The sequence below is a fragment of the Shewanella nanhaiensis genome, from assembly GCF_019457885.1.
GTDB lineage: Bacteria > Pseudomonadota > Gammaproteobacteria > Enterobacterales > Shewanellaceae > Shewanella > Shewanella nanhaiensis.
Genome location: NZ_JAHZST010000005.1, coordinates 83,700 through 109,846 on the forward strand (window position 1 = coordinate 83,700; position 26,147 = coordinate 109,846).

General features: G+C 43.1%; 29 protein-coding genes and 1 riboswitch. Of the genes, 25 read left to right on the plus strand and 4 right to left on the minus strand.

Annotated elements, in window-relative coordinates; translation table 11 throughout:
• Nucleotides 1-25: 25 nt before the first annotated feature.
• The 5 genes from nirD (at nucleotide 26) to K0625_RS08710 (ending at nucleotide 6,015) form a co-directional block, all read left to right on the plus strand.
• Nucleotides 26-388, plus strand: a complete 363-nt coding sequence (gene nirD / locus K0625_RS08690; protein ID WP_220109332.1) for a nitrite reductase small subunit NirD — start codon at nucleotides 26-28, stop codon at nucleotides 386-388.
• Nucleotides 385-1,851 (plus strand): NarK family nitrate/nitrite MFS transporter, encoded by a 1,467-nt coding sequence (locus K0625_RS08695; RefSeq protein WP_220109333.1) that lies wholly within the window; start codon nucleotides 385-387, stop codon nucleotides 1,849-1,851. The genes nirD and K0625_RS08695 overlap by 4 nt, the downstream gene beginning before the upstream one ends.
• Nucleotides 1,851-3,650: a bifunctional protein-serine/threonine kinase/phosphatase gene (locus K0625_RS08700; protein ID WP_220109334.1), complete on the plus strand. Its 1,800-nt coding sequence runs from the start codon at nucleotides 1,851-1,853 to the stop codon at nucleotides 3,648-3,650. Before K0625_RS08695 ends, K0625_RS08700 begins: the two co-directional genes overlap by 1 nt.
• Before the next feature lie 160 nt (nucleotides 3,651-3,810).
• A complete protein-coding gene (locus tag K0625_RS08705; protein ID WP_220109335.1) occupies nucleotides 3,811-4,977 on the plus strand; it encodes a tetratricopeptide repeat protein in 1,167 nt (388 codons plus the stop codon).
• Between the two features lie 405 nt (nucleotides 4,978-5,382).
• On the plus strand, nucleotides 5,383-6,015 hold the full coding sequence (locus K0625_RS08710) for a response regulator transcription factor (protein WP_220109336.1): 633 nt from the start codon (nucleotides 5,383-5,385) through the stop codon (nucleotides 6,013-6,015).
• A 67-nt stretch (nucleotides 6,016-6,082) separates the two neighbouring features.
• On the opposite strand, the gene K0625_RS08715 is transcribed toward K0625_RS08710, so the two are convergent.
• Nucleotides 6,083-6,637 carry a hypothetical protein gene (locus K0625_RS08715; protein WP_220109337.1) on the minus strand — a complete coding sequence of 185 codons (555 nt, stop codon included), beginning with the start codon at nucleotides 6,635-6,637 and terminating at the stop codon, nucleotides 6,083-6,085.
• Between the two features lie 184 nt (nucleotides 6,638-6,821).
• Here K0625_RS08715 and K0625_RS08720 point away from each other — a divergent pair, with 184 nt between their 5' ends.
• On the plus strand, nucleotides 6,822-7,193 hold the full coding sequence (locus K0625_RS08720; protein WP_220109338.1) for a hypothetical protein: 372 nt from the start codon (nucleotides 6,822-6,824) through the stop codon (nucleotides 7,191-7,193).
• Between the two features lie 65 nt (nucleotides 7,194-7,258).
• On the opposite strand, the gene K0625_RS08725 is transcribed toward K0625_RS08720, so the two are convergent.
• A complete protein-coding gene (locus K0625_RS08725) occupies nucleotides 7,259-7,672 on the minus strand; it encodes a TetR/AcrR family transcriptional regulator (protein WP_220109339.1) in 414 nt (137 codons plus the stop codon).
• Between the two features lie 266 nt (nucleotides 7,673-7,938).
• On the opposite strand from K0625_RS08725, the gene hinT reads away from it, so the two are divergent.
• The 9 genes from hinT (at nucleotide 7,939) to K0625_RS08770 (ending at nucleotide 15,884) form a co-directional block, all read left to right on the plus strand.
• Nucleotides 7,939-8,295, plus strand: coding sequence for a purine nucleoside phosphoramidase (hinT, locus tag K0625_RS08730; protein WP_012324513.1), 357 nt, complete (start codon nucleotides 7,939-7,941; stop codon nucleotides 8,293-8,295).
• A 32-nt stretch (nucleotides 8,296-8,327) separates the two neighbouring features.
• Nucleotides 8,328-9,326: a PaaI family thioesterase gene (locus K0625_RS08735; protein ID WP_220109340.1), complete on the plus strand. Its 999-nt coding sequence runs from the start codon at nucleotides 8,328-8,330 to the stop codon at nucleotides 9,324-9,326.
• Between the two features lie 61 nt (nucleotides 9,327-9,387).
• The gene (locus K0625_RS08740) at nucleotides 9,388-9,777 is read left to right on the plus strand and encodes a YcfL family putative periplasmic lipoprotein (protein WP_220109341.1); all 390 of its coding nucleotides are present in this window, start codon (nucleotides 9,388-9,390) and stop codon (nucleotides 9,775-9,777) included.
• A 98-nt stretch (nucleotides 9,778-9,875) separates the two neighbouring features.
• Nucleotides 9,876-9,987, plus strand: a riboswitch (TPP riboswitch).
• A 77-nt stretch (nucleotides 9,988-10,064) separates the two neighbouring features.
• Nucleotides 10,065-12,254 carry a TonB-dependent receptor gene (locus K0625_RS08745; RefSeq protein WP_220109342.1) on the plus strand — a complete coding sequence of 730 codons (2,190 nt, stop codon included), beginning with the start codon at nucleotides 10,065-10,067 and terminating at the stop codon, nucleotides 12,252-12,254.
• Between the two features lie 104 nt (nucleotides 12,255-12,358).
• Nucleotides 12,359-12,619, plus strand: coding sequence for a hypothetical protein (locus K0625_RS08750; protein ID WP_064791648.1), 261 nt, complete (start codon nucleotides 12,359-12,361; stop codon nucleotides 12,617-12,619).
• A gap of 117 nt (nucleotides 12,620-12,736) precedes the next feature.
• Nucleotides 12,737-13,375, plus strand: a complete 639-nt coding sequence (gene pnuC / locus K0625_RS08755; protein WP_220109343.1) for a nicotinamide riboside transporter PnuC — start codon at nucleotides 12,737-12,739, stop codon at nucleotides 13,373-13,375.
• 25 nt (nucleotides 13,376-13,400) lie between these two features.
• Nucleotides 13,401-14,450, plus strand: a complete 1,050-nt coding sequence (locus K0625_RS08760; protein ID WP_220109344.1) for a phosphotransferase — start codon at nucleotides 13,401-13,403, stop codon at nucleotides 14,448-14,450.
• 139 nt (nucleotides 14,451-14,589) lie between these two features.
• On the plus strand, nucleotides 14,590-15,177 hold the full coding sequence (locus K0625_RS08765; protein WP_220109345.1) for an HvfX family Cu-binding RiPP maturation protein: 588 nt from the start codon (nucleotides 14,590-14,592) through the stop codon (nucleotides 15,175-15,177).
• A 158-nt stretch (nucleotides 15,178-15,335) separates the two neighbouring features.
• Nucleotides 15,336-15,884: an NAD(P)H nitroreductase gene (locus K0625_RS08770; RefSeq protein WP_220109346.1), complete on the plus strand. Its 549-nt coding sequence runs from the start codon at nucleotides 15,336-15,338 to the stop codon at nucleotides 15,882-15,884.
• A 58-nt stretch (nucleotides 15,885-15,942) separates the two neighbouring features.
• Here the strand turns inward: K0625_RS08770 and K0625_RS08775 are convergent, their stop codons facing one another.
• Together K0625_RS08775 and K0625_RS08780 are read right to left on the minus strand one after the other, a co-directional pair.
• A complete protein-coding gene (locus K0625_RS08775) occupies nucleotides 15,943-16,683 on the minus strand; it encodes an oxygen-binding di-iron domain-containing protein (RefSeq protein ID WP_220109347.1) in 741 nt (246 codons plus the stop codon).
• Nucleotides 16,684-16,722: 39 nt separating this feature from the next.
• Nucleotides 16,723-17,352, minus strand: coding sequence for a chemotaxis protein (locus tag K0625_RS08780; protein ID WP_220109348.1), 630 nt, complete (start codon nucleotides 17,350-17,352; stop codon nucleotides 16,723-16,725).
• Nucleotides 17,353-17,424: 72 nt separating this feature from the next.
• On the opposite strand from K0625_RS08780, the gene K0625_RS08785 reads away from it, so the two are divergent.
• From K0625_RS08785 to K0625_RS08830, 10 genes are all read left to right on the plus strand, one after another.
• A complete protein-coding gene (locus tag K0625_RS08785; protein WP_220109349.1) occupies nucleotides 17,425-17,931 on the plus strand; it encodes a GNAT family N-acetyltransferase in 507 nt (168 codons plus the stop codon).
• Nucleotides 17,932-18,123: 192 nt separating this feature from the next.
• Nucleotides 18,124-18,663, plus strand: a complete 540-nt coding sequence (locus K0625_RS08790) for a GNAT family N-acetyltransferase (protein ID WP_220109536.1) — start codon at nucleotides 18,124-18,126, stop codon at nucleotides 18,661-18,663.
• Between the two features lie 99 nt (nucleotides 18,664-18,762).
• Nucleotides 18,763-19,218 carry a GNAT family N-acetyltransferase gene (locus K0625_RS08795; protein WP_220109350.1) on the plus strand — a complete coding sequence of 152 codons (456 nt, stop codon included), beginning with the start codon at nucleotides 18,763-18,765 and terminating at the stop codon, nucleotides 19,216-19,218.
• A gap of 51 nt (nucleotides 19,219-19,269) precedes the next feature.
• Complete coding sequence (locus K0625_RS08800) at nucleotides 19,270-19,722, plus strand: hypothetical protein (protein WP_220109351.1); 453 nt, start codon at nucleotides 19,270-19,272, stop codon at nucleotides 19,720-19,722.
• A gap of 131 nt (nucleotides 19,723-19,853) precedes the next feature.
• On the plus strand, nucleotides 19,854-20,240 hold the full coding sequence (locus tag K0625_RS08805; protein ID WP_220109352.1) for a hypothetical protein: 387 nt from the start codon (nucleotides 19,854-19,856) through the stop codon (nucleotides 20,238-20,240).
• Nucleotides 20,241-20,494: 254 nt separating this feature from the next.
• Nucleotides 20,495-21,181, plus strand: coding sequence for an ABC transporter ATP-binding protein (locus K0625_RS08810; protein ID WP_220109353.1), 687 nt, complete (start codon nucleotides 20,495-20,497; stop codon nucleotides 21,179-21,181).
• Complete coding sequence (locus K0625_RS08815) at nucleotides 21,171-22,163, plus strand: HlyD family secretion protein (RefSeq protein ID WP_220109354.1); 993 nt, start codon at nucleotides 21,171-21,173, stop codon at nucleotides 22,161-22,163. The genes K0625_RS08810 and K0625_RS08815 overlap by 11 nt, the downstream gene beginning before the upstream one ends.
• On the plus strand, nucleotides 22,160-23,380 hold the full coding sequence (locus K0625_RS08820) for an efflux RND transporter periplasmic adaptor subunit (RefSeq protein WP_220109355.1): 1,221 nt from the start codon (nucleotides 22,160-22,162) through the stop codon (nucleotides 23,378-23,380). Before K0625_RS08815 ends, K0625_RS08820 begins: the two co-directional genes overlap by 4 nt.
• Nucleotides 23,377-24,636 carry an efflux RND transporter periplasmic adaptor subunit gene (locus tag K0625_RS08825; protein ID WP_220109356.1) on the plus strand — a complete coding sequence of 420 codons (1,260 nt, stop codon included), beginning with the start codon at nucleotides 23,377-23,379 and terminating at the stop codon, nucleotides 24,634-24,636. Before K0625_RS08820 ends, K0625_RS08825 begins: the two co-directional genes overlap by 4 nt.
• Nucleotides 24,633-25,892, plus strand: a complete 1,260-nt coding sequence (locus K0625_RS08830; RefSeq protein WP_220109357.1) for an ABC transporter permease — start codon at nucleotides 24,633-24,635, stop codon at nucleotides 25,890-25,892. Before K0625_RS08825 ends, K0625_RS08830 begins: the two co-directional genes overlap by 4 nt.
• Nucleotides 25,893-26,147 lie beyond the last annotated feature (255 nt).

The window sequence follows — 26,147 nt, forward strand, 5'->3', positions numbered from 1 at the left end:
GCAGGGTGCAGAAAGGAGATTAAATATGAGATGGGTTGATATTTGTGATGAGAGTGCGCTGCCAAGGTTTGGCGGGATTGCTGCATGGTGTGAAAACCGCGCTGTTGCCATTTTTAATTTAGGTGAGAAGGGGCTATATGCCATTAGCAATACCGATCCTGCCACTGGAGTCAGTTTACTATCCCGTGGACTTATTTGTGAATTGGAAGGGGATATTTGGGTCGCATCGCCACTGCATAAGCAACACTACAGCTTAACCAGTGGTGAATGTATTGAAGATGAAAGCTTACGTGTCCAGCTTTACCCCATTAGCTGCGAAGGAGGCAGAGTGCGGCTTCAAACGGCCTGTGATCAAAGTGAGTCAACTGCTTTAAGGAGTGCGATATGAAGGCGGAAAAATTTAATCTATTCTCATTTTCAGGCAAGATGAAAATGATGCACATGAGCTGGATGGCATTCTTTATCTCATTCGTTGTTTGGTTTAACGCCGCACCGTTAATGAGTGTCATTGCCGACAGCCTAGGACTGAGTAAAGAGCAGATAAAAACCCTGCTTATCCTTAATGTTGCTCTCACTATTCCCGCCCGGATTATTATCGGTATGGTGACGGATAAGTTTGGTCCAAGGCTAACCTATTCCGCCTTACTTATCGTGTGTTCAATCCCCTGCTTTATGTTTGCCTTAGGAACCAGTTTTGAGCAGCTTGCTTTAGCTCGCTTTCTTCTTGGCTTTATTGGCGCGGGTTTTGTTATTGGAATACGTATGGTCAGTGAGTGGTTTCCCGCTAATGAGCTCGGGACCGCAGAGGGGATCTATGGCGGCTGGGGTAACTTTGGGTCTGCGGCAGCAGCCTTTACCTTGCCTGTGATTGCGCTTGCGTTTGGCGGTGAAGATGGTTGGCGTTATGCCATTGGTGCCACTGGGGGACTGAGTCTACTCTTTGGTGTTATCTATTTTCTTAATGTGAGCGATACACCTAAAGGCTCAACCTATTTTAAGCCTAAAAAAGCGGGTGCACTAGAGGTGACAAGTAAGGCTGATCTGATGTTACTCGTTGTGATGAAGTTGCCTATGTATGCCACATTAGCGCTTTTGGCCTGGAAGTTATCCCCCGAGGGCGTCAAGATGTTCAGCCAAAGTAGTACTGAGTTGATCTATGGGGTGTTAATGCTCGTTCTGGCCATCGATCTTTATCTCACCTATCAGGTTAATAAACATCTGTTTAATGGGACTGTACCTGAGTTTGAGCGATATCCTTTTAAACAGGTAGCAGTGCTTAATGTGCTCTATTTTTCTACGTTTGGTTCGGAGCTGGCAGTTGTTTCTATGTTGCCTCTCTTTTTTGCGGAAACCTTTGAGCTGGGCTTAGCTCAAGCGGGGATGTTGGCATCGAGTTATGCGTTTATGAATCTGCTGTCTCGTCCTGGAGGAGGTTGGATAAGTGATAGATTTGGAAGAAAGCCAACCTTAATGATCTTAACCGCCGGTTTAGCCTTAGGTTATCTTGGGATGGCGCAGATCGATGCTCAGTGGTCTCTTCCTTTGGCTGTGTTAATGGTGATGACCTGCTCCTTCTTTGTACAAGGTGGTGAAGGCGCCGTATTTGCTGCTGTCCCTTTGATTAAACGTAGGCTTACCGGACAAATCGCTGGTATGACTGGGGCTTATGGCAATGTCGGGGCGGTATTTTTTCTGACGGTTTACTCTATGGTGTCGACGCAGCTGTTTTTTTATGTCATTGGTGCGAGCGCGCTATTTGGCTTGGTTAGCTTGCTGTTTCTCACAGAGCCTAAAGGCCATATGACCGAGGTGGATGAGGATGGTGAAGTGACCATGATAAGTGTTAACTAATGAGCGCGTTTGAGAAGATGCATCACCAAGACTTGCCCTTAAGCGGTAAGCTTGAGATCAATGCTGGACAGTATTCTCATCGTGGGGTGAAGCAAGTAAATGAAGATGCGATAGGGATCCGCATTCCCGATGGATTAATGCTCACCACAAAGGGAGCTGTGTCTGTGATCTGTGATGGGGTGAGTGCCGCTGAGGCCGCAGAAAAAGCGAGCCATATCAGTGTGACTAACTTTATCTCAGATTACTATTCAACCCCAGATACTTGGGGAGTCAAGCGTGCAAGCTCTCAAGTTTTAACGGCCTTAAACCGCTGGTTATTTGGCTTAGGGCAAGATTATCGTGATGCGAGAAAAGGTTATGTGTGTACCTTTACCGCACTTATCTTTAAGTCATGTAGTGCTCACCTATTACATGTGGGTGATTCACGGGCTTATCGTTTTCGACATGGGGAGCTAGAGCGAATAAGCCGTGATCATATTAGCGTACTGAATACCAATAAACGTTATTTGGCTAGGGCTCTAGGGTTAGATGTGAAGCTGGATGTGGACTATCGCCAGTTAGCGCTTCAGAGTCAGGATTATTACCTGCTAACGACTGATGGCGTCCATGATCTATTTACCGATAGCGAGCTGAGTGAAATTTTGAGTTTATGGTTAAATGAAACTCAAGAGGACAGAGAGGTGAGCTTCAGATCAGAGTTCGCTGACTTGGCTATTTTTTGTCGTCACCTGTGTGAGCTCGCGATTGAAAGGGGTAGTGAAGACAATGTCAGTTGCCAGTTGCTTGGAATTGAGACTTTGCCTTCTCAAGATATTAATGATGTTTATCAGCAACTCTCTAGCCTGCCTTTCCCACCGCCACTGTTAGTAGGGATGAAATTAGATAATTATTTGATTAAACAGGTTTTACATCAGAGTCAGCGTAGTCAAGTCTACCTTGCGGTTAACCAAGAGGGGAGGCAGGTTTGCCTTAAAACCCCCTCTGTAAACTACCTTGATGATGCTGCTTATATTGAGCGGTTTATGCTTGAAAGCTGGATTGGGCATAGGATACATAGTCCAAATGTAGTCAAGTTACTCGATAGAGACCAGCCAAAGTCGGCTCTCTACTATGTGACAGAGTATCTCAATGGAATGCCCCTTAGCTTATGGATAAGCAGAAATCCCAATGCTTCTATTCAAGAGGTGTTGATGTTGTTAAAGCAGTTAGAATCAGGTATTCGAGCCTTTCATCGTAAAGAGACCCTACATCAAGATCTTAAACCTGACAATATTCTTCTAACTCAGGAGGGACAGATTAAAATTATCGACTTTGGTTCCTGTTATATTAAAGGCGTTGCAGAGATAACCACGCCACTGCAAAGAGATAGAATCTTAGGTACGGCAGATTACTCGGCGCCGGAAAGTGTGCTGGGCTACCGGGTGAGTAACCGTGCGGATCTTTTCTCATTGGCGATAATCGCATTTGAGATGTTGACTGGAGAGTTGCCTTTTAAGGGGAGGTTAGCGAGATGCCGGACAAAAGCTGATTATCAAGATCTTATCTATATTCCTTGTTATGAGCTGAACCCTTTAATTCCGATCTGGATAGATCAAACCTTGAAAAAGGCTTTGAGTCTAGATCCGAACCATCGGCATGGCGACACCTCAGAGTTTATCTATGCGCTACAACAACCCAAAGCTGTAAAGGATAAGCGAGAGTTTGAGTTGCCCCTTTTGGAAACAAATCCAGTGTTCTTCTGGCGAGCAACAACACTTATCTTTGCACTTTCTACTTTGTTATTACTGCTTTTTCTCTAAAAAATAGCAACATTTAGCAGACTTTAGTCTAAGTTAAGCAGCTATTATTTGTATCAATTTTTATGTAGGGTTGATCAATGTTTTTACTACTTTCAAAGTACTCTGAAAACATTTTTGTATAGAGAATGCTGAGATAAGTCGCCAAAGGAGTGGGTCTATTATGAGAGTGAATGCTGTTTGTATTATCTGGGTGTTGGGCTGTATTTTACTTTTAGGATGCAGTAATAGAGCTGTAACCCCTCCTAAACCGAGTTACCCGAATACTAACGATCTGCTGTTTCGTTCAGATACAGCCTCAATTCCCAGTTTTGATAGTTTAATACAGTTAACGTCATCTCAAGTGAAAGATATATATCGATTTGTTGAAAAAGAAGAAATTGCTCAACTTCCGATAAATGAGCAGGCTCATCAATACGTCGCAAAAAAGTTAGTTAACTTTAATTATGAAGGGAAAAATTTATCTGCAGCAGAAGCGATGGCGACAGGGAGAGGCAACTGCATGACCTTGGCTCTACTGACTTATGCTGTAGCAAAAGAGCTTAATGTGGGCGTAGTTTTTCAAGTCATGCACACTGCGCCTATGCTTCAGGAGATCAGGTCTAATTTGGCCGTCACATCAGATCATGTTCGAACGTTTCTATATGAGGAGGATAAAAGCAAAAGTAAAGGTTTTTATCTCTCAGGTAGAGACTACGCGATAATGGATTACTTTCCTGATAGTTACGATAGAGGTGGTGCATTTATTGGTGAAAGCCAGTTTATTGCCATGTATTACCGAAATTTAGCGGCTGATGCATTGCTTGATAATGATCTAGCGCTCTCTTTTGCACTGTTAAAACGAGGAGTAAGCTATGCACCTGATTATGCTCCTCTGCTTAATATGATGGCGGTTGTACACCGAAGAGCGGGTGATGAAAAGACCGCTGAGGAGTTTTACCTGTATGGAGTGGAGGTGGCTAAATCTAAGATCACTCTACTGAGTAACTATCATCATTTACTGACTTCTCAAGGAAAGGTTGATTCTGCAAATGAGATAAAGAGAACCTTACTTTATCTCGATGATCCAACACCCTATAACTGGTACCTGCTTGGTAGGAGTGCGCTTAAGGAGAGAGATTACTTTAGTGCAATTATCTATCTAGAAAAGTTTTTAGAAAATAGTCCATATTATCACCAAGCATATATAGAATTAGCCAGTGCTCAGCATGCTTTAGGTAAAACCTATGCTGCTGAAAAATCATTAAAAACGGCTTTGGACTATACATACCTTTCTAACACTCAACGCCTATATCAGGCTAAATTAGCTTGGCTTAAACAAAGTCGATAGAATGAGTATTCCAGAGGGGTTAGTAGTTAAGTATTAGGTCTAAGGTAAAAATAGCAGTTTTGTATGACAAGCTTAATACTTTAGATTGACGATGTTGTTAGCTATCCCCATCATAATATTGAGATAATGGTTATATAGGACCGTGAAAATTTATACAGGGTTTATTTACAAGAAAAGTTGCTATGTATTTTATATAAGCGAAACTTCATCAGGACTATGAAATTTGCTTGTTGATAACACATGAAAGTTAACGTTCAAAACGATGATTTTTTTGGGGCATTCTTTTCTATTTTTGTTCATCAACAAAATATAATGTGTAGGTTAATAGATTTTTTGGTATAACTTACAAGTTGTTGCTCTAGGGCAGTGAAAGCGCATTAGTTTTGTAGACATGGAGTCAGCAGTATGTTCAAAGTTATAAACTGGGTAGTTATTTCTCGTTCTAATCTTCTCACTGATCTATTGGACACACGCTGGCCTCAAGAATTTTTAGTTAAACTACTTAAAATTCCTCCAGAAAAAGCGGAACTCGAAGTGTCTGGTGGTAACTTCTCTTTAGTTATCATAGATCTATCAACTGTGGATATTCAAAAAGCTTATCAAATTCAGCGTTTTGTTGAGAAAAAGCTATCAGCAAGAGTTGTTTTCCTTCATTTTCCTCGACAGATTGATGCTCGTTTTCTGATCCACCCGACTGTGACTGCAGGCGTATTTTTCTGTGATGCAGCACTTGACGCAATTGGCCATGGTTTGGGGAATATATTGAGGGGACAATCTGTCATTCCTGCTGAGCTATCAGAGCATAAACAGGACAACCAATCTCAGGTTGAGGGAAGTGAGAGTTTAACTATACGAGAGCGCGAGGTCTTACAAGCACTGCTAAGTGGCAGTACTAATGTCGATATTGCTAATCAACTTTTTGTTAGTGAAAGTACGATAAAGACTCATCTTTACCGTGCTTTTAGAAAGATAGGTGTATCGAGTCGCGGTCAAGCCATTGCTTGGGCGCAGACACACCTGCATGAAGTGCAACATTGAATTAGGTAAGACTTTCTTCCTAAAATATATGCAGTGTATTAGCTTTAATCTTCAATCAAGTACAGGGCTAAAACGCTGCAGCAATTGAAGTGTTTTTGGCTTTGAAGGCTTGTAATTCAAGTTGGTTTTCTTTCTCAAGTAGTTCCGGGGCTGAAAACTCAACTAATATATAGCCTTCCTTTCGATTTTTACCTTGAGTTAACAGCTTTACTGTATTGCCTTGTTTTGACTCCGCATGCCATGAGTTTCCATAACAGTTACTTTGCAAAATACATTGATATGTTCCAAAGGTTCCTGACTCTGTTCGGGTGAATCGATAACCGCTTTGAATGAGCTCCTCTCTAATCTCATTATGAATCATCTCAAGTTCTTTACTTTGTACATCATAAACGTTGGACGACATTCTGATTAGACTTAACCCTAGTTCTGTTCTCCCTTTGAGGAAGTAGTTCTCTGCTCTGGGATGAACAATCGGCAATTTGTTGGTTAATAGCGTTACTGTTTGTCCATTTACATTTGTCACTCCATACTCAGATAGATCTGCACCCCACTCTAATCCAAATGGTGCACTTGCCAATGAGGATGTTGAGTAAAATATAAACAGGAAAAGCATTTTTTTCATTAGTTTTGTCATAGAGCCAAATAATTGGCGCGATAATAGCTTAAAAATTTTTTGTGAAAAGTATATATGTTTGAGTTTATGAGGATAATCACAAATCCTATTTGCCAGTTGAAAATGCGTCTATACATATGTATAGTTTAGTGTGTTATTTGTTTGAAGTATTTGACTTATGGGGATTAGAACAATGAAACATGCTGCATCTATTATTTACTTCTCTATTTCTGTATTGGCAGTAGTTAGTGCTGGAGTCTCAAAAGGAGTGAGTGCTGCAACTGTAGGTTGTGAGCGTGCTGGTGGTGTGAAGTGTCAACGTGTCGCATCTCAACGCGTTGTTCGTAGTCCAGTTATAGCACCTGTGATCGTTATACCTAAGCACCATAAACATTATCGCTCTTTTCATTCTCCGATGTTAACGGCGATGGGAATTGCTGTTGTGCTTAATGCTGCAGGGGAGGCTGTCACTGAAAAGGGTCAGCAAGTTATTGTGTTAGACGAGGGGAATGAAGTCAGTAACGTTTATGAAAAAGAGGGTGTTGTGTATATCATTAAGACCTAATGGTTGCTGGGAGCTATATTAAGCCTTTCACGGTAAATAAAAGGCTTAATATAGAGGGGATTAGCTTACGCAGCGTTAATTCTCTCTTGATTGAGAAAATTAAAACCTTGTTTCAGGAATGAAAACTGCTCAACATCAGGAAGAGTTTGAACGGCATCTAGCATATGGTTGAATGCTGAGTCGATCATTAGTCTATCTGAAAGCTTTAAGTAGTTATAAACAACGGGTCTTAATACGACGGTGAAGTCACTAGTCATCTCTGTATATCTTTGCTCGTTAAGTGCAGAGGTATTTTGAACTAGCTCCCTCATACACAGTGCAGCAAGTAGAGAGTTTTTATCGCTGAAAGATTGGTATTGAGCGGCCCTTGAGTAGCCGGCTTTTTTGTGAACGTCAGACATATTTAAAGCGATCATACCATGCTCTTTAATCAAGTCAGTTGCCGCGTTTAATAGTGCAGTCTCTTTATCCGTTAGCATATTTGCTATCTCAAATGTTTTATTAGCCTAAGATTCTATGCTCTTAGCCTCTATTGTCAATGTTAATGTATATACAATTGTGTAACTGTTAATCAATGTGAAGGGGCTTGTCCTTTGTGTGACTATCACTTTGGTAGAATTTACAGATATGTTTGTAAGTTTTTAGGGCAAACAACACCTTCTTTATCAAGATGAGTTGTCAGATACTCCCAATGCGACTAATTATAGGTATACTCCTACTATTCCATGATAGAGAGGACAGGCAAGTGGCCGAAGAAACCATTTTCAGTAAAATTATACGTCGAGAGATCCCTGCTGATATCTTATTCCAAGATGAATTAGTCACCGCATTTCGTGATATTAATGCTCAGGCGCCGAGTCATATTCTTATTATTCCAAATCATCTTATTCCAACAGTGAATGATGTCAAAGCATCAGATGAGAAAGCACTGGGTCGAATGATGACCGTTGCGGCTAAGTTGGCAGAGGAGGAGGGGATAGCGGAAGATGGGTACCGCCTTATTATGAACTGCAATAAACATGGGGGACAGGAGGTTTACCATATTCATATGCATCTTGTAGGCGGAAGACCTTTAGGCCGAATGTTAGCAGCTAAAAAATAGGCGCAAGTGCTACCTAATGAAGGCCAATTTCTATGAAGGTTAATCCTGATTTTTTCCCGCTTACTCAACTTGCCACACGCTTTGTTGATCAGTTAGCGCAGTGCCGTCGTCTAAACCTTAGAGTTCATGAGGCCAGTGAACATCACGTGTTGATTGAACTGCCCTATGCCCATGAATTAGTGGGGTATCCGGATACGGGAGTGATTCACGGTGGAGTGATCACGACCTTGATGGATACTGCAAGTGGCAGTGCTGTGGTTTGCTCTATCTTTGATAAATATCAGGCGTTAGAGCTTTCTCCAACTTTAGATCTGCGGGTTGATTATATGAAACCTGCCGATCCCAATAAGCCTGTTTATGGCTTTGCTGAGTGCTATAAAATATCTTCGAGTGTTGCGTTTACACGTGGCATTGCTTATCAAGATTCGATTGATGATCCCATTGCCCATGCAGTCGGCTCTTTTATGCGTATCAGCCCGGAGATGATTGGCGATGAGTTTCGCCAAGCTCTGATTGGCGAGGAGGTCACTTCTCTAGCTGATGGGTTATCAGACAGCAAGCAGTGCGTGCAGGAACCGATTGTCTCAAAGACTCCACAACTCGATGTAAAAGAGATAGTGAAAAAAGCCACTGAGTTGAATGACTTTAGCCATCTCTTATCCCATGTTCCCTATACCGATTTTATTGGTATGTCTGTGGAGCGATTCGGTGATGAGCTGGTTTTCAGACTGCCAGCAAAAGGTGACAATATAGGTAACCCTATCCTCCCCGCTATTCACGGCGGCGTGATTGCTGGGTTTATGGAGATGTCGGCAATTGTGCAACTTATGGTATTTATGCACACAAGTAAGGTGCCTAAGGTGGTTGATTTTTCGATTGATTACCTAAGAGCTGGTTACCATAAAGATACGTTTGCTGAGTGTAAAATCACTCGTCAGGGACGCAGGGTGGCCAATGTGAGCATTAACTGTTGGCAAACGAACCGTAAAAAGCTGATTGCTACAGCAAGGGCTCATTTTTTGATTGATTAATTAAGCGGTAAACTCATATTGTCAGTATGAGTTCCTCAACTTAATAAGGATGATAAGTGCAATGAGAAAATTAATAACAATTTTAGCGTTAGGGTTAATGATGACGGCATGTGCCCCCCATACTGCAGGGGTGATGGCAAGCTCCACGGGAGAGGTTCGCGTCGACAATGGATCCTTTGCTGGTGAGGTCAGTGTTGAGCAACTTAAGTCCCGTCAACAGGGAGGGTTCCTACAGGGCTCTGGATTAATCATCAGCAAAGTTGCAACGGATCTGCGCCTTCAATACAAGTTCACTTGGTATGATATTAACGGTTATACCTTAGACGATGAAGGCAGTGCCTGGAAGTCATTAAAGCTTCATGGAAAGCAGCAGATGCAGGTGTCAGGTCTTGCGCCAAATACAGATGCTGTCAGGTATGAACTTTATGTGAGGAAGGCGTTTTCTAATTAGTTGGAGTTGATTGATATAAGATGCCATCAATGGGGTGGCATTTTTATTGCGATTGATGCTAGAAGTTTGTCAATAGTTAGTAATATTGATGTATAATCGCCGGCGCCAAGGGGTGATACTGCATATAATGCGGTATCTGAGATGTCCTACGACAAACCCTTTGAACCTGATCCGGCTTATACCGGCGTAGGAATGGGCCAAATTTTGATCGTATAAACTTGATCAAATACAATATCCTTTCTCGCTTTTCCAATTGCCGGATCTCAAAATAATAATTTGGGGTCCTAATGTCTGTTTCAAAACTGTCTATATTAAAAAAGATTTCACCTGTCGCACTTGCGGTATCGAGCTCGATAGCATCTGGCTACGCAGTTGCATCAGAGCTAAGTCAAACACTAGATACAGGTGATGAGATGGAGGTGATTGTTGTCACTTCCGATTTTCGTGGTACCGAGCTTGAGAAGATGCCTTCGAGTATTACCGTTATCGATCAGCAGCAGATCGAAGATGAAGGTGCTCAACATTTCGAAGATATCCTAAACTCCATCGCAAACTTTAACTGGTCAGGGGGAAGCTCAAGACCAAAATACTTCCAAATACGTGGTGTTGGGGAGCAGGAGGAGTACCAAGGAGCACCTAACTCCTCGGTCGGCTACATTATCGATGATATCGACATGTCCGGTTTAGGCATGATATCGAGTATGTATGACCTGCAGCAAGTAGAGGTGCTTCGTGGGCCGCAAGGGACACGTTACGGTGCGAATGCACTTGCTGGACTTATCTACCTTAAGAGTAATGATCCTACTGATGTGTTTGAGCATGGAGCCGAAGTCTCTGTAGGCGATGATGCATTAACGACTTTTAGCGGCTTTAGTTCTGGTCCGTTAACGGACTCTGGCAAACTCCTGTATCGAGTATCACTGCAACAGCATAAGCAAAACGGCTACCAAGATAACCTCTATCTTGGGCGTGATGATACTAATGCCCGTGATGAGTTTACTGGCCGTGCTAAACTGCGCTGGTATGCAACTGATGATTTAGAGATAGATTTGACCTTGCTGCATGCTGATTTTGATAACGGTTATGATGCTTGGACCTTAGATAATAATGGTTTCGATACGTTAACTGATGCGCCTGGCGTGGACAAACAGCGTACCTCTGGCAGCTCGCTTAAGTTTACTTATACAGGGGCTGATGCATTTGATTTAGTCTCTTTGACCTCCTATGCAAGCTCTCAAACTCACCATAATTATGACGGTGACTGGGCCAATCCAGATTATTGGGCTGGCTTAGATTGTGGCGGCGAGCCTTGTCAGTATGATTACACTTGGGATAAGAGAGGAGAGCGTAACACTGTTAGCCAAGAGTTTAGACTCAGCTCCACAGAAGCCGGGCGTATCTTTGCTGGGAGCACTGACTGGTTGCTCGGCGTTTATGGTATGAATCTCGATGAAAATAATGAAGTCACCTCTTTTTATAACGGCTGGGCTGACGAGCATGTTATTTCAGATTTTAATGCAAGAAACTATGCAGTTTTTGGTCAAATAGACTCAGATTTAGGTAATGGGTATTCATTTTCAACAGGATTGAGAGTCGAAGAGCGAGAGGCTAAATATGATGAAGATCGCCTTGTTGATGGGGAGATGAAAAGCTCAAGCTTTAACCCTGATGAGACCATGTGGGGCGGTCATATTGCCTTGAGTAAAACGCTCAGTAATACACAGGAGACATACATTAGGGTTGCTCGTGGCTATAAAGCGGGCGGTTTTAATATGGCTTTACCTGAGCAATTAGCCGATAAAACTGAGTATGACTCTGAGACTCTCTATAACTATGAAATTGGGTTGAAATCTACTTGGCTTGATGGTGACATCAATACTAACTTCTCTGTTTTCTATATGGATAGACAAGATCAGCAGGTTGCGGCATCTCAGCAAGCCGTTGAAGATAGTCAACGTTTTTACCTCTATACCGAAAATGCAGGCAGTTCAAATAACTACGGTGCTGAATTGGACGGCACTTGGTATGCAACGGATAACTTGAAGTTGTATGCAAGCCTTGGTTGGTTAGAGACTGAGTATGGCGACTATTCATATCAGGACAAATACGGTGGTACGGTTGATCTAAGTGGCCGCGAACTGGCTCATTCACCTAAGTTTACCTATAGCGCTGGGGCGACTTATCGCACCGATTCTGGCTGGTTTACAAATTTAACCACGAGCGGTAAGAGTGAGTTTTACTACTCAGACAGCAATGAGTCTACATCTCAAGCCTATACCATCTTCAATGCTCGTATGGGTTATGAGACAGAGCTTTGGTCTGCTTATCTTTGGGGGCGCAACCTGTTTGATGAAAAGTATGGTACACGAGGCTTCTATTTTGGTAACGAGCCCGATCAAGATTGGGCTGATAAACAATATATCCGTTATGGCGATCCTCGTCAGCTCGGATTAACCTTTAGTATTAAGTTTATCTAGTAAAGTACTGCCGGACATTTCCGGTTTAATTATCTAAATGTTTAAAAGTTCAATGTTTACTCATTTAATTTTAGCCGCACTCTAGTGCGGCTTGGGGTCATAAAATGAAATTAACCGCTGAAATTAGCTGCTACCCGTTACAAGACAACTACTTGGATCCTATTCGCTGGTTTATTGGTCGTGTCGATAGTTATGAAAATATCGAGCGTAAAACGAATGCGATGGCGACTCAGGTGTGTGGTGAGTATCGTGAGGTGATGGATATGCTAGCAACAGAGATGGAGGCCGCCCACAAGAAGTGGGGCAAAGCTGTCTTTGTGTGTAAGTTTATTGGTGGTGAGCTTAATCTCTCCCATAGTGAGTAACTAGGCACGGTATTTATAGCTGTTTTATCCTTTTTAATGATAAAACTTGCTTGAAGTTGAGCTCATATTCAGGACGTGGATATGGGCTTTTAAGTTTTACCATTGAGTGAGAGAGTCATGACAGAGTTTTGGTCAGCATTATTAAATACTTTTACCGGCGCTTTATCTGAAGCGAATGCGTTAACCGCTTGGGAAGGTATTGCCGTTATCTTAGCGGCGGCCTATTTACTGCTGGCGATGAAGGGCAGTATCTGGTGCTGGTTTGCAGCTTTTGCGAGTACAGCTATCTATACGGCACTTTTTTGGAAAGTATCATTGTTAATGGAGTCAGTGTTGAATGTCTACTATATGGCGATGGCAATATATGGTTTTCAGCAGTGGTCTAAAGGTAAACGTGATGATACAGGCGGCGTCATTTCATGGAGTTTGAACCGTCACCTGAAGATAATCGCCGTGACGGCAGCTATCTCACTCTTGATGGGATATCTGATGGCCAATCATACTAGTGCTTCCTTCCCCTATTTAGATGCCGCGACGACCTGCTATGCCGTTATGACAACCTACTTAGTGGCAAAGAAGGTGCTTGAGAACTGGCTTTACTGGGTTGTTATCGATCTGGTTTCTATCTATCTCTATCTTCAAAAAGGATTAATGCTTACCTCTTTACTGTTTATTCTGTATGTCGGGATGGCCATTGGCGGGTATTTTCTGTGGCGCTCCACCATGAGAGAGCAAGATTTAGCTACAGTAAGTTAATAGCCTTAGTGAAATTGATAATTCTATGGATCAAGCTGAAGCGTTAATGAAAAGGTTACCTGTGATTGTGATTAAAGAGCTTGAGCAGCTTGGGCTAATATTTGGTAGCAATCATGAAAGTGACAAAGCAGGCTCTAGCACGCTTGAGGTGCAAAAGCTTACTCACGGGCTGAGTAATCAAAATTACTTGATTGATAATGGTCAACATAAATGGGTACTACGTTGTAACTCATCGGCAAGTGATCAATTGTGCAATCGTAGAGCTGAAGTGAGAAACTGGCGTTTAGCCGCAGATGCAGGTATCGCACCTGCATTACTCTATGTTAGCGCCGATCACTCGTTTTATCTTAGTGAGTATATTGATGAAGATCCCGCTAAGTTGTGGGCCAACTTGCTTAGCGCTGAAACAGCTCATCCTGTTATCCATGATGCTGCAATTTGGCCTGCGGCTGACAAACAACTCTTAGTGCTGCTGCAGGAGCTTACACGCCTAGATACTCCCGAAAATATAACAGACAACCCAGAACAGTGGCGCCTTTACCTTAAACGGCTAAGTGAGATAGAGACCCACATTGTGAGCGAAGCAAGCAGTGGGTTGAATGTACAATGGCTAACTCACTTTAAGCAGTTATTAAGCTTAGAGAGCAAGATATCTCAATGGCTTCAAGAGTTGAGTGATTGTGCGCTTGGGCTTCAATATAGTCATAGGGATCTCAACCCCCATAACCTGCTTTGTAAAGATGGCATTCTGTATTGCATCGACTTTGAGTACGCCTGCGGTTCACATCCGCTATTTGATCTTGCTGGGGTGCTGTCAACTCATGAGTTATCGACCCCGCAGCGGCAGCGATTGATCGATGCTTATCTCCTTAATCACCCTAAACTGACCTCAGGTGCAAAAGCGGCGTTACCAGCTGCGATAAATATCTATTGGGTTTTTGCAGCATCTTGGTCACTCTTGATGGCGTCGGATAACTCATCTAACTCTGATGTGGAAAATTTAAGCAGTAGTAATCCACATCAGGCGCAAGAATACCTAAACTGCTTTGAACAGTTTTTCTCTTTAATTGATTAACTAACGCTGTTTTAAAGCGCTACAGCCGATCATGTTTTTGTAAGCGAGTTGAGCCTTTATGCTATAAAGTGATAACTGAGTGAAATAAAACTCTCTCCCTGATGGTCTATTTAACCAATAATGATTAAAAGGAGCGTTCATGTTAGTTAACCTGTATCAAAAATTTGTAGACTTGCTTAAATACTTTGAGGGACTAGCCCCCCTTGCTCTTCGGCTTTATCTTGCCCCTGTTTTGATGCAGGCCGGTTATAATAAACTTTCCCACTTTAGTGATTCTGCCGCTTGGTTTGGTAACCCTGACTGGGGGTTAGGCCTGCCTTTTCCTGAGTTGATGGTTGCGTTGGCTGCTGGAACGGAGTTAATTGGCGGGGGATTATTGGTATTAGGCTTGGCTACGCGTTTGGTCTCTATTCCCTTGATGGTGACCATGTTAGTGGCAGCCTTTGCTGTTCATTGGGAGAATGGTTGGTTAGCGATTGCCGATGGGAGCTCTTGGCTAGCTAACGAGCAGGTGCTTGCAGCAGGTGATAAATTGAGCGCCGCAAAAACCTTGCTTCAAGAGAATGGTAATTATGAGTGGCTAACAAGTTCTGGAAACTTTGTCGTGTTGAACAATGGGATTGAGTTTGCCATAACTTACCTGTTTATGCTGTTGGCCTTGTTATTTATGGGAGGCGGACGTTTCACTAGTCTAGATTATTATATTGCTAAGGCTGTGAATAAGTAGCTCGAGTTGAACAGTATTCGATTAAACTTCATAAACTATGTAAATCCCACCAATTAGGTGGGATTTTCTATTATCCCTATCAAAGCTTTGTTACTCTTGTTGAAAATCGAAATTGATAAATATCAATCAGTATAAAGATTGGTATCATAGGAGTAGTTTTGGACGCCATTGAGTTATTATTGACAAGACAGTCATGCCCACGCCTTGCAGAGCCAGGTCCAAGCGAAGCGCAGCTCAATACTATTTTAGATGCAGGGGTTAGAGTCCCAGATCATGCTGGGTTAACCCCTTGGGAGTTTATCATTGCTCAGGGTGAAGGGTTAAAAAAACTCGGTCAAGTATTTGCTGATGCAGCTATGAGCAGTGGCGCCGATGAGGCTGCACTCGCTAAAGCCCTAGTTATGCCCCAACGAGCTCCTTTAGTGATCGTTGTGGTGGCTAAATCTGTTGAGCATGCAAAAGTACCTGAGCTTGAGCAACATATCGCAGCAGGCTGTGCAACGATGGCGATGCAACAAGCTGCATTTGCATTGGGATTAGGGGCTATCTGGCGTACGGGGAGTTATGCTTTCGATCGCAAGGTGCACCAAAGTTTGGGGCTTACACAAAGCGATCAGATTGTCGGCTTTCTGTATGTCGGTACACCTGTGGTCAAAGCCCCGATTAAAGCGGCTAAGAAGGGCAGTGAATTTACCCGTTATCTGTGATCTATATTGAATCTATTTAATGTAAAAGCGTCCAGGTAGGACGCTTTTTTATATTCAATTAGCTATTGCTGATAGCTTGCCCCACTTCAAGTTGCTCAAACCAATCTAGAAACTGCCCAACTTGCTCTCCTTTGAATATTCTTCCGTGCTGAGGGCACATATACTCAATATCCAGTTTTCTGACTCTGGCTATCCAGTCATTCTTGGCGGCATTTGAAGGCATCCATCTTTGATGGAAAAAACTCATCTTCTTGATATGGCTTTCAAAGTCGTCGACAAAAATACTGACATTGGGTCCCTCAAGAGCTGCGCCCACATCACCACTCATTAAGACCCGAGTTGCCGGATCGTAAACATGAAAGTTACCAGATGCGTGCAGGTAGTGAGCAGGAATGAACTGAACTTCAGCTTGATCCAATATTAATCGACTTCCCTCGTCTGGCAGCGCCTCATAGGTGATATTGCTCATTCCAAAGTGTCTGATAAACCCCTCCCATATCCAAGGGGAGTAGAGTTTGGCTTCGGGTAAGGTTTGATCCCATAGCCCTAAGGAGGAGATGATGTCAGGATCTTGATGAGATGCAAAAAGGTGGGTGAGCTGTTCAAGGGGAATATGTTTAACAATATTTGCCAGCATAGGTGCAAACAGTTCCACACCGCCAGGATCCATTAAGAGTGCTTTATGTTCTGTGACAAGCATATATTGATTGGTATCTATTATCTTTTCAGGTTTATCGGGATCTCGACCAAAATAAATCCATTTATGTGTTGGTGTTTCAACGAGTAGTTGACTCTTCATTAGTGCTAGCTCCCTGTCAAACTTGAGTTATTTAAAGGCTTAAGCGGCTTTCTTCTCTGCTGAGGTATCAAAAAGAGATATGGCGTTATCGACTCTTTGACGGATCTTATTGGCGACATTGTCAACACGGTTGGCAACATCATTAAAGGTGGCTTGGTTGGCAACATCGACACGGCAAGCTTCGATTCGGCATATTGAGGCGAGTATATTGGCTGTTCTCAAATTACGTTTAAGCTCATGGAGTTGAATCTCCATTTGATTAATCACCTTTTGGAAAGAGCGTTGGAGTTGAGTATATCTATCAGAGGTATGTTGAAAAGCGGGCAATATTGTATGGGCATACTTAGCATCATGTGAGTTACGCTTTGCTTTTTCAAAATGTTTCAGTGCGGAGGCGGCTCTTGCTGTTTCGGTTGCCATTTTGCTGGCTTGGTTTGCTAGCTGATTGATATCCGTTGCCGCTTTCATGGTGTAACAGGCAAGGTCATCGATAAAGCCAGTTAACGCCTTAAATCCTAAGGCTGCATTACCCACTCTCGAAGAGGCCGCCTGAGCATTACTCGCGGTAAGGTTGATCTGCTTGCAGTAAGTTAATGTGTGATTTAACTCGGCAGCAACGACCGCGGCTATCACATAATACTGACTGACTTTAGTACGTTTCCTTGACATAGGGTTAGCTTCCTCTGCGAGACTTAACAAAGTATAGTCTAAAAATCAGGGAGTAAAGCTTGAGAGGGGATTTTGATTGTATTAGAAACAGATAGGTTGATACTGAGGTATTTAACCTTAGGAGATGCTGCTTTTATTTTAGAACTGCTTAATACTCCAGGTTTTTTAGACAATATAGGCGATAGAGGAGTGAGGGACCGTTATCAGGCTGAAACCTACTTGATTGAGGGGCCGATCGCGAGTTATCAGGAGCATGGCTTCGGATTATATCTGGTTGAGCTGAAAAGTTCGGGAGAGCGGATCGGTTTATCTGGAATTGTTAAGCGTGAAAATCTTAATTTTCCCGATTTGGGCTATGCGTTTTTGCCACAGTTTTGGGGGCAAGGTTATGCTCTTGAGTCAGGGAAGGGGGTTTTATCTCATGCAAGAACATTAGCACTGTCGAATATTTTGGGTGTCGTCAGCCCGGGGAATAATGCTTCTATCGCTGTTTTAGAGAAACTCGGTATGCAGTTTGAGTGTTGTGAAAAGTGGCAAGATGGAAGCGATATTTTACGGTACAACTTGTGTATTGATTGATTTTATTTGGGAAGGTTTTTACCATATCGTTGAGTTTGAAGGTAATGGGTTTGAAGGTAATACCAATCAGTATAGGTTGTCATCAATTGTTCATCGCACGCATATTATAATAAAAATCGTAGCAGGGAGAGAGATGTGGCTAATGAAATAAAAACAGAGTTCCTTTCGGGGGAATGTATTGTATTAGAGCCTATGACCATAGAACATACGGCGGCGTTATCTTTAGCGGCTTCAGATGGTGAACTTTGGAATATTTGGTTCACAGATGTGCCTCATCCTGATGAAATGAAGCAGTATATCGAGGATGCGATAGCGTCTGAGAAGGCGGGAGAGGCGTTAACCTTTGTTGTGAGAGATAAAGTGTCTGGAGAGGTGATAGGTTCGACACGGATCTGCCGCTGGGATCAGTCAAATAGGCGATTAGAGATAGGTTATACCTGGTATGCAAAGCGCGCTCAAAGAACTGGCGTGAATACTGAAGCTAAGTTACTGCTCTTAACCTACGCCTTTGAAACCTTAGATGTGATGGCTGTAGAGTTTAGAACCCATTGGCACAATCAAGCTGCAAGAGAGGCGATAACACGCCTTGGTGCTAAGCAAGATGGCGTGTTGAGAAATCATCAGTTGCTATCAGATGGCACAGTTAGAGATACAGTTATCTACTCTATTATCGATAAGGAGTGGGAAACTGTGAAAGATAACTTGATGAAGAGAGTCGCACAATACAGTTAGAAGCTGGCTTAGATTCATCTGAATAATAAAATACGCACGGCTCAGCCTAAGGCTTATGGTGCGTATTTTATCGATACCATGTACTAGGGAGGGTATAAGATGGATAGTCGCATCATACAAGGACGATTAGAGGATGTGGATGTGATATCGCAACTCTTTAATGAATACCGTCAGTTTTATGGACAAATTGATGATCTGCCGTTAGCGAGAAGCTTCATCGCTGAACGCCTCAGTGATAACTCTTCAATTATTTTTTTAGCTATCGATAGCCATGGTCTCGGATTAGGCTTTGTGCAGCTCTATCCAGGCTTCTCTTCGATAAGTACTAAGCCTGTGCTCAACCTTAATGATCTGTTTGTAACGAAACACGCTAGGTGTGTCGGTTTAGGTGTTAAGCTGATGAAGCAGGTTATTCAATACGCACGGGATCATGGCATGGGTAAACTGGTGTTAGAGACACAAGAGACCAATCAGCCTGCTCGCTCACTTTATACCTCTTTAGGCTTTGAAGTTGATAATGACTTTCTTACCTATTCACTTGATATTAAGCGGTAACTAAAGTAGAACTGTCGTCAATTATTTCGATAAGTTTGTGATAGGGATCCCATGTTGAATTTCGTTAGTCAAAGATCTGATTCATTTTTTCACTTAACAGGTAAAAGTTTGCTGCTTGTGCCCGTTACTCTGTTTTTAAGTGCTACTGCAATGGCGACAGAAAGTCCAAGTGAGGCGGAGCTTGCATTTAATAAAGAGGTGCTTGAGTGTGCGTCATACTATCAAATTAGCTCGAATGTTATCGTAAACATGGATGCTCCACAGATGAAACCAGTGGGGGAGCGTTTGCTTAACTCTTCAAAGAAGGCCGTTGCATTAGCTGAGCAATATCAGAGCAAAGAAGCGGTGGAAAAGCAGTTGTCAGCTATTAAAGAGAAGCAGTTAGCCACACTGCCAAATGGCAAAAGTTTAGGTCCATTGATGAGTAAGTATAAAGTGGCTTGCCAGTCACTTTTATCTGAGCCACAAACACGCTTGGATTATTGGATAATGGCGACTATGTAAGTCACTAGAGCTATGATGGAGAACCTTATACTGATTGGTATAGGGTTCTTTTTTGAAAGAAAATGATGAGCCTTCCTGTCTAATAGCAAGCAATGTTATACAAAATGGTGAAAGACCGAGACGAGGGATAGATGAATTACTACTTTTTAGTCGCAGCTTTATTAGCATTATTGACACTCTTAACTCATCTTAGCCATGGAAGAAAAGAGTATCTGTTTCCTATGTTATCGAGTGAGTTAGACCCTGTTGTAAAAGCGGTATTTCACTGTATTTTTCATTTTGTATCCCTGTTTATTTTACTCTCTATGATCATTTTGGCAGCCTGTGGTTTTGACCTGATCTCCATGATGCAGGGGTATGGTTTAGTGCTATTTATTGCACTAAATTTTGGCATCTTTGCGATTTGGCAGCTTTTTCTTGCTTTTGATAGTGAGATACCATCGCCGTTTCGTCGACTGTTTCAATGGATGCCCTTTGCAGGGATCGCTATCTTAAGTTTAATGGGGATCTATTTTTAACTCTTATTGGATGTTTTAGCGCCAGCTTTACCTTTGATACTCCTCCTTTGTCATTACTTTTCCACTTCTGAATGATATTCACCTGAGATCTCTGTCAATTTATTGAACTTTCTGTATCTTATAACTCTAACTTTTGAATCTTGTCACCAGTAACAACTTTCATGTTTTTAAAGAGTTAACGAGATGTAACTGAGTTTGTTCCGTAGTAAATATTGAAACATTTATGCATAAACATAGATGTGGGTGAGAGCATTATGATCAAAGTCAATGGATTAACTAAAGAGTACCAGATGGGCAATACCTCTGTGTTTGCACTAAGAGGGGTAGAGTTTACGATTAATAACAATGAGTTTGTTGCCATCATGGGGCCATCAGGTTCTGGTAAATCGACATTGATGAATATCATAGGGTGTTTAGATAAACCTACTAGTGGTAGCTATCAGTTAAACGAGCAAGAAGTTGCTAGTTTAGATGATGATGCATTATCAGCGGTTCGCAACAAAGAGATAGGTTTCGTTTTTCAAAGTTTCCATTTATTACCGCGAATGAGTGCGCTGCAAAATGTGTTGTTGCCATTACGTTTCTCTAATCCGCCAAATGAAGATAGCCAATATGCGAGTGAGTTATTAACTCGGGTGGGCCTAGGGACACGGCAAGATCATAGACCAAATCAACTATCAGGTGGTCAGAGACAGAGGGTTGCTATCGCTCGGGCTTTGGTTAATCGCCCAGCTATTTTACTCGCTGATGAGCCAACTGGTGCCTTAGACAGTAAAACATCTGTTGAGATCATGGAGCTGTTTACCGACCTGCACAAAGCGGGGCAAACTATTATTCTTGTCACACACGAAGAGGAAGTTGCTGCTTATGCGCAGCGGGTTATTCGCATGCGGGACGGTCATATTGTAGAGATTGAAGATCGGAGCAACTATGCTGCTTGATTACCGTTCTAAGCTAAGCTGCCGTGGTTTATGCTCGCTGCTTTTACCATTTTTATTCACCTATATTTCGAGCGTCGCTGCCGATGAGTCACTGTTATTAACGGGAAAGGTCTCATCGGTAAAATCACAGTCATTTATGGTGCCAAAGGCCGGTGATGCATGGCGCTATCAGATACAGTGGATGATGCCGGAGGGGGAGATTGCTGAGCCTGGTCAAGTGGTGGTTATTTTCGATAAAACTCAAATTGATAATCAGATTGAGCAGCTAGAGGCGAGTTTACTTAGGGTGACAGCGCAGGAGCAGAGTACGTCAATCGACCTAAAAGCGAGTGTTTTACAGGCAAAGTTCGATCTGAAACAGAAAGAAACTGAGCGTGATAAGAGTCAGCTTGATGCCGATGTGCCTGCGGACTATATCGCTGCCAAAGAGTATGCGGAGAATCAATTTAAGCTGATGCAGGCCAACAGTGAGTTGATTAAAGCGGAACAAGCATTAAAAGAGGCCTTAGATAAGCAATCTGCCAGTAAAGCTCAGTTGGCTATTGATAGAAGCCGAGCCCAGCTTGAACTGCAACAAGCATTGGATGGAATTGAGCAACTTACACTAAAAGCCGAGATAAAGGGGCCACTACTTTACAGCAGCGACCCTTGGTCAGAGAAGAAGTATGCCGTGGGGGATACCGTACAGATAGGCCGTCAAGTTGCAAGCTTACCGGCAATGGAGGAGCTGGAGGTTGTCGCTTGGGTCAATGAGGTCGATGTCGATAAAATTAAGGCTCAAAGCCTGGTTACATTAAGGCTGGACTCTCAATCTGATATGTCCTTCAGTGGCCAAATAAAAAGTATCGGCAGGCAAGCTCAGAAGCAAACAGCTTGGGGAAACAGCAACTGGTTTAAAGTGGAGATCAGTTTTACTCCCAATGAAAAAGTAAAAATTATTCCGGGGATGAGCGTATTAGTGACCTCTAAGGAGAAGTTATGAAAAAGAGTGTCAACTCAATAGCCACGGGTATCACGGGCACATGGCGTAAAACCCTTTTACTCTCTTCGCTTACTTTAGCCTCAGCCTCTATGTTGTCGGCCTGCAATCATGAGTCTGTAACTTGGGTAGAGCAAGGTGTTCTAAGTCAAAGTATCGAAGCATCCGGTGAGCTGGTTTCGGCTGATACCGTCTCATTAATGCCACCTTCAATTCGCCGTGTGTGGCAGTATCAAGTTAAGCAGTTAGCTCAAGAGGGAGCAGAGGTTCAGCAGGGGGATATGGTTGCTCAGCTTGACACCTCTGACTTGACGCAAAAGCTCTCAGTTAAAACTGCTAAGTTAGAAGCCACTCTTCAAGATATTGAAACTTCCAAGTTAAGGAATGCAAAAAAACTTGAGGAGCTGAGGCTTGCACTGGCGGAAGACAAGATGAACCTTGAAAAAGCGGAGCGTAAATTCAGGCTGTCAGATGAAACCGTAGCTGCCATTGAAAAGATTAAATATCAAAAAGATGCAGAAATAGCCCGAGATAAGGTGAACTTGACAGAGCAGAAGCTAGATCTAGAAGTGAAAGGGGCTAAGCAGAGGGAAGCGATGTTAATGGGAGACCGTCAGAAGTTTGCTGCTGAAGTTGAGCAACTCAAACGTGGGATACAATCCCTAACGCTTATCGCCCCGAGAAACGGCATGGTGGTTTACGGTAATGACTCTCAAGGGAATAAGATAAAAGAGGGCCAGTCAGTATTTATGGGGGATGCGGTGCTTAGTATTCCAGATCTGACCCATATGCAGGTCAATATGACGATCCCGGAAGTTGAAGCGAGACGGGTTAAGATAGGTCAAGAGCTGAAGATTAGGCTCGATGCGAACCCTGATAAGGTGTTTACCGGTAATATTATTGAACTCGGCGCTGTATTTCGTAACAAAAATCAAGAGGTTCCTTTAGTTGTTTTTGATGCTGTTGCCAGCATAGATGAAGCGGATACTGAGTTGATGCGCCCAGGTATGACCGCCAAAATATCGATCGATATTGCTAATGAGAAGCAGGAGTTGCTGCTCTCTCTCGATGCTGTTCATTACGACGCAGGACAGGCATATGTGTATACTCCCGGCACTTTCAGCAAGAGTAAACAGGCTGTCACTATAGGTGCAATAGGTAAAGAGCGAGTATCTATCACATCAGGACTAGCATTAGGTCAGGAGGTTGTACTGCCATGAGCGAGTGTCAATTCTCTTTCATTAAGCCTGTATATGGCTCATTTAGCTTGAGTCGTCATTTAGTTAAATCATCAGCGTTAATCGCGATGTTGGCGTTGTCAGGCTGTAGCCAACAAGCCAGTGATGGTGTGTTAACCATGGATGTTCAGCGAGCGGATTTTACCTTTGATATACCTGCAGTGGGTGAGTTAGAGGCGAGCAATGCAACCGCCGTGACAGTACCTTCTGGTTTAAGAGGTCCACAATCTTTAGCTTGGATATTAGCCAACTTTACTCAAGTTAAGAGAGGTGATGTGGTCGCCAGAATGGATCCAGAGCGAGAAAATTATCGACTTAAGATGGAGCAGTTTGATTTCGATAAACTCGCTTTTGATAGTCAGATCCAGACAGAAAAAGACAATACCATTAGTCAAAATTTACTGGAAGGCACCCAGATAACCAGTCAAGAGAAAGATCTAGCTGAGCGTTACTTCAGTGATGATGAGCGGGTCTATAACAAGATAGAGATCATCGATCAGATGCGAAATCAGGACTATCTAGTGGCCAAGATGCACTATTTCGATTGGGGGTTAGAGCAACATGGCTCGCAAGCTGAAGCCGAGCAGGAGTTAATAAAGCTTAGGCAAAAGGGGCACTCAGCCAAAATAAGTCGGTATGAGAGTAATCTAAATCAGATGGAGATCATTGCTCCCCATGATGGCCTGTTTGTTTACCAAGCGGGTTGGGATGGTTCTTTTCCGGTTGTGGGTGACATGATGTGGTCAGGCACCTCCATTGGCTTATTGCCTGATACCTCAGTGATGCAAGCAAAGTTATATGTTCAGGAGTCAGAGGCGGCGGGTTTAGCCGTAGGAAAAAAGGCAACTGTTTTTCTTGATGCCTATCCTGACAAACCTTTTACTGGCGAAGTGACTCAACTTGATGCCTTGGCAAAACCTAAGGATAAAGACAGTCCAGTTAACTATTTTCAATTTACCATTAGTCTAGATAGAACCGAGGTGGGCATTATGCAACCCGGTAGGCAGGTTCAGGCAAAAGTGCATATGTTAAGTTTACATAGCGTGCTGACGGTTCCCAATCAAGCCCTTTTCCAAAAAGAGGGGCAGTATTGGGTCTACCTTAAAACAGCAGAAGGTTTTGTTAAGCAAACTGTGGAGATGGGCAGTCGAAGTCTCAATCGCACCGAGATCACTAAGGGATTGAGTGAGGGGGATGTGATAGCACTGACTACACCTCCAAAAAGGAGCCGAGTATGAGGCACCTTTTAGTTGAAAGCAGAGTTTATATCGAGGGAGTAAAGCAAGCGTTCGATGAGATGCGTCATCACAAGCTGAGGACGGCGTTGACCCTGTTAGGCATGATTTTTGGTGTAGGCGCCGTGATTGCTATGCTAAGCGTGGGTGAAGGTGCAGAGAAAGAAGCCCTTAAGATGATTGAGTCCATGGGGGTTAGAAACCTTGTGGTTAATGCAAGGCCCACAGATGGTGAAGCATTAAAATCTATACGTGAGCACAGTTTAGGGTTAAATCTAAGGGATGTTGAAAGTGCGAAAGATACGCTGCCTTTTGTTGAGCTGTGGAGCGCCGAGAAACAGGTCAAAACTTTTAGCTTGTTTAGTCCAGAGGGGCGCAGTGATGCACAAGTTAAGGGAGTCACCTCTAGCTACTTCTCATTAACGGCACTTAAGCTGAGTGAAGGTAAGATATTTAATTTAGATGATGAACGTTATTACAATCAAGTAGCAGTATTGGGGCCAGAAGCGGCTCGCAGTCTGTTTCCACAGGGAAAAGCGATCGGCAGTGTGATTAAGGTCAATCATCAATGGTTTACTGTGGTTGGCGTTTTGACCGATGCTGGTACGGGTCAGTCTAAGATTCAAGGCGTGAAGTTAGGCGGGGAGCGAAATCAAGTGTTTATCCCTCTGTCGACGGCATTGAAAAAGCTTAATTTTAAGCCCCTTGAGGATGAACTTGATTCGTTTAAAGTATCGATATCTGAAGGTGTTGAGCCCTCTTTGGCCGCGAAAAGTCTGCGTCACTTAATGGATAGGCGCCATGGTGGAGAGAGAGATTACGATATTGTGGTGCCTGCGGATCTGTTGGCGCAGCATCAAAAGACACAGCAGATATTTAATATTGTGATGGCATGTGTTGCTGGGATCTCCCTACTTGTGGGCGGGATCGGGATCATGAATATCATGCTAGCAACGATTATGGAGCGCACTGGAGAGATAGGTCTGCTCCGTGCGTTAGGTGCCAGACGAAAAGATATCGCGCGTCAGTTTCTTATCGAGAGTATCGCCATCTCTGCAACGGGTGGCATCATCGGGATCGGTGTGGGCTTGTTATTGGCGATGGTGATTTCAACCGCTGCCGGCTGGCCTGTTGCCTGGTCTCCTTTTGCGATTATTTTGGCATTAGGTGTATGCATGACCATAGGTGTCGGTTTTGGACTTTATCCAGCGAAGAAAGCCGCAAAGCTGGATCCTATCGTGGCTCTTCAACGGGACTAGTCACCATTATGCAGCCCACTTGTGAAGTGGGCTGCATCTTTTCTTCCTGTCTAATTTTATCCTGTGACTTTCTCAATATGTTGAGTGCTGAATAGTTATTAAACCGCGGCTGATTATGTTTTATTCGGTAATCATAAAAGTGGGTAACAATTCAGCGGGAGTGAGGCTTTCAGAGCATTTTTTGAGAGAATAGAGGCTAATTAAGGTATCCTTATGCTCCATTTTTTCGTCTGGCTAACTGCTAGGCAATGAGTT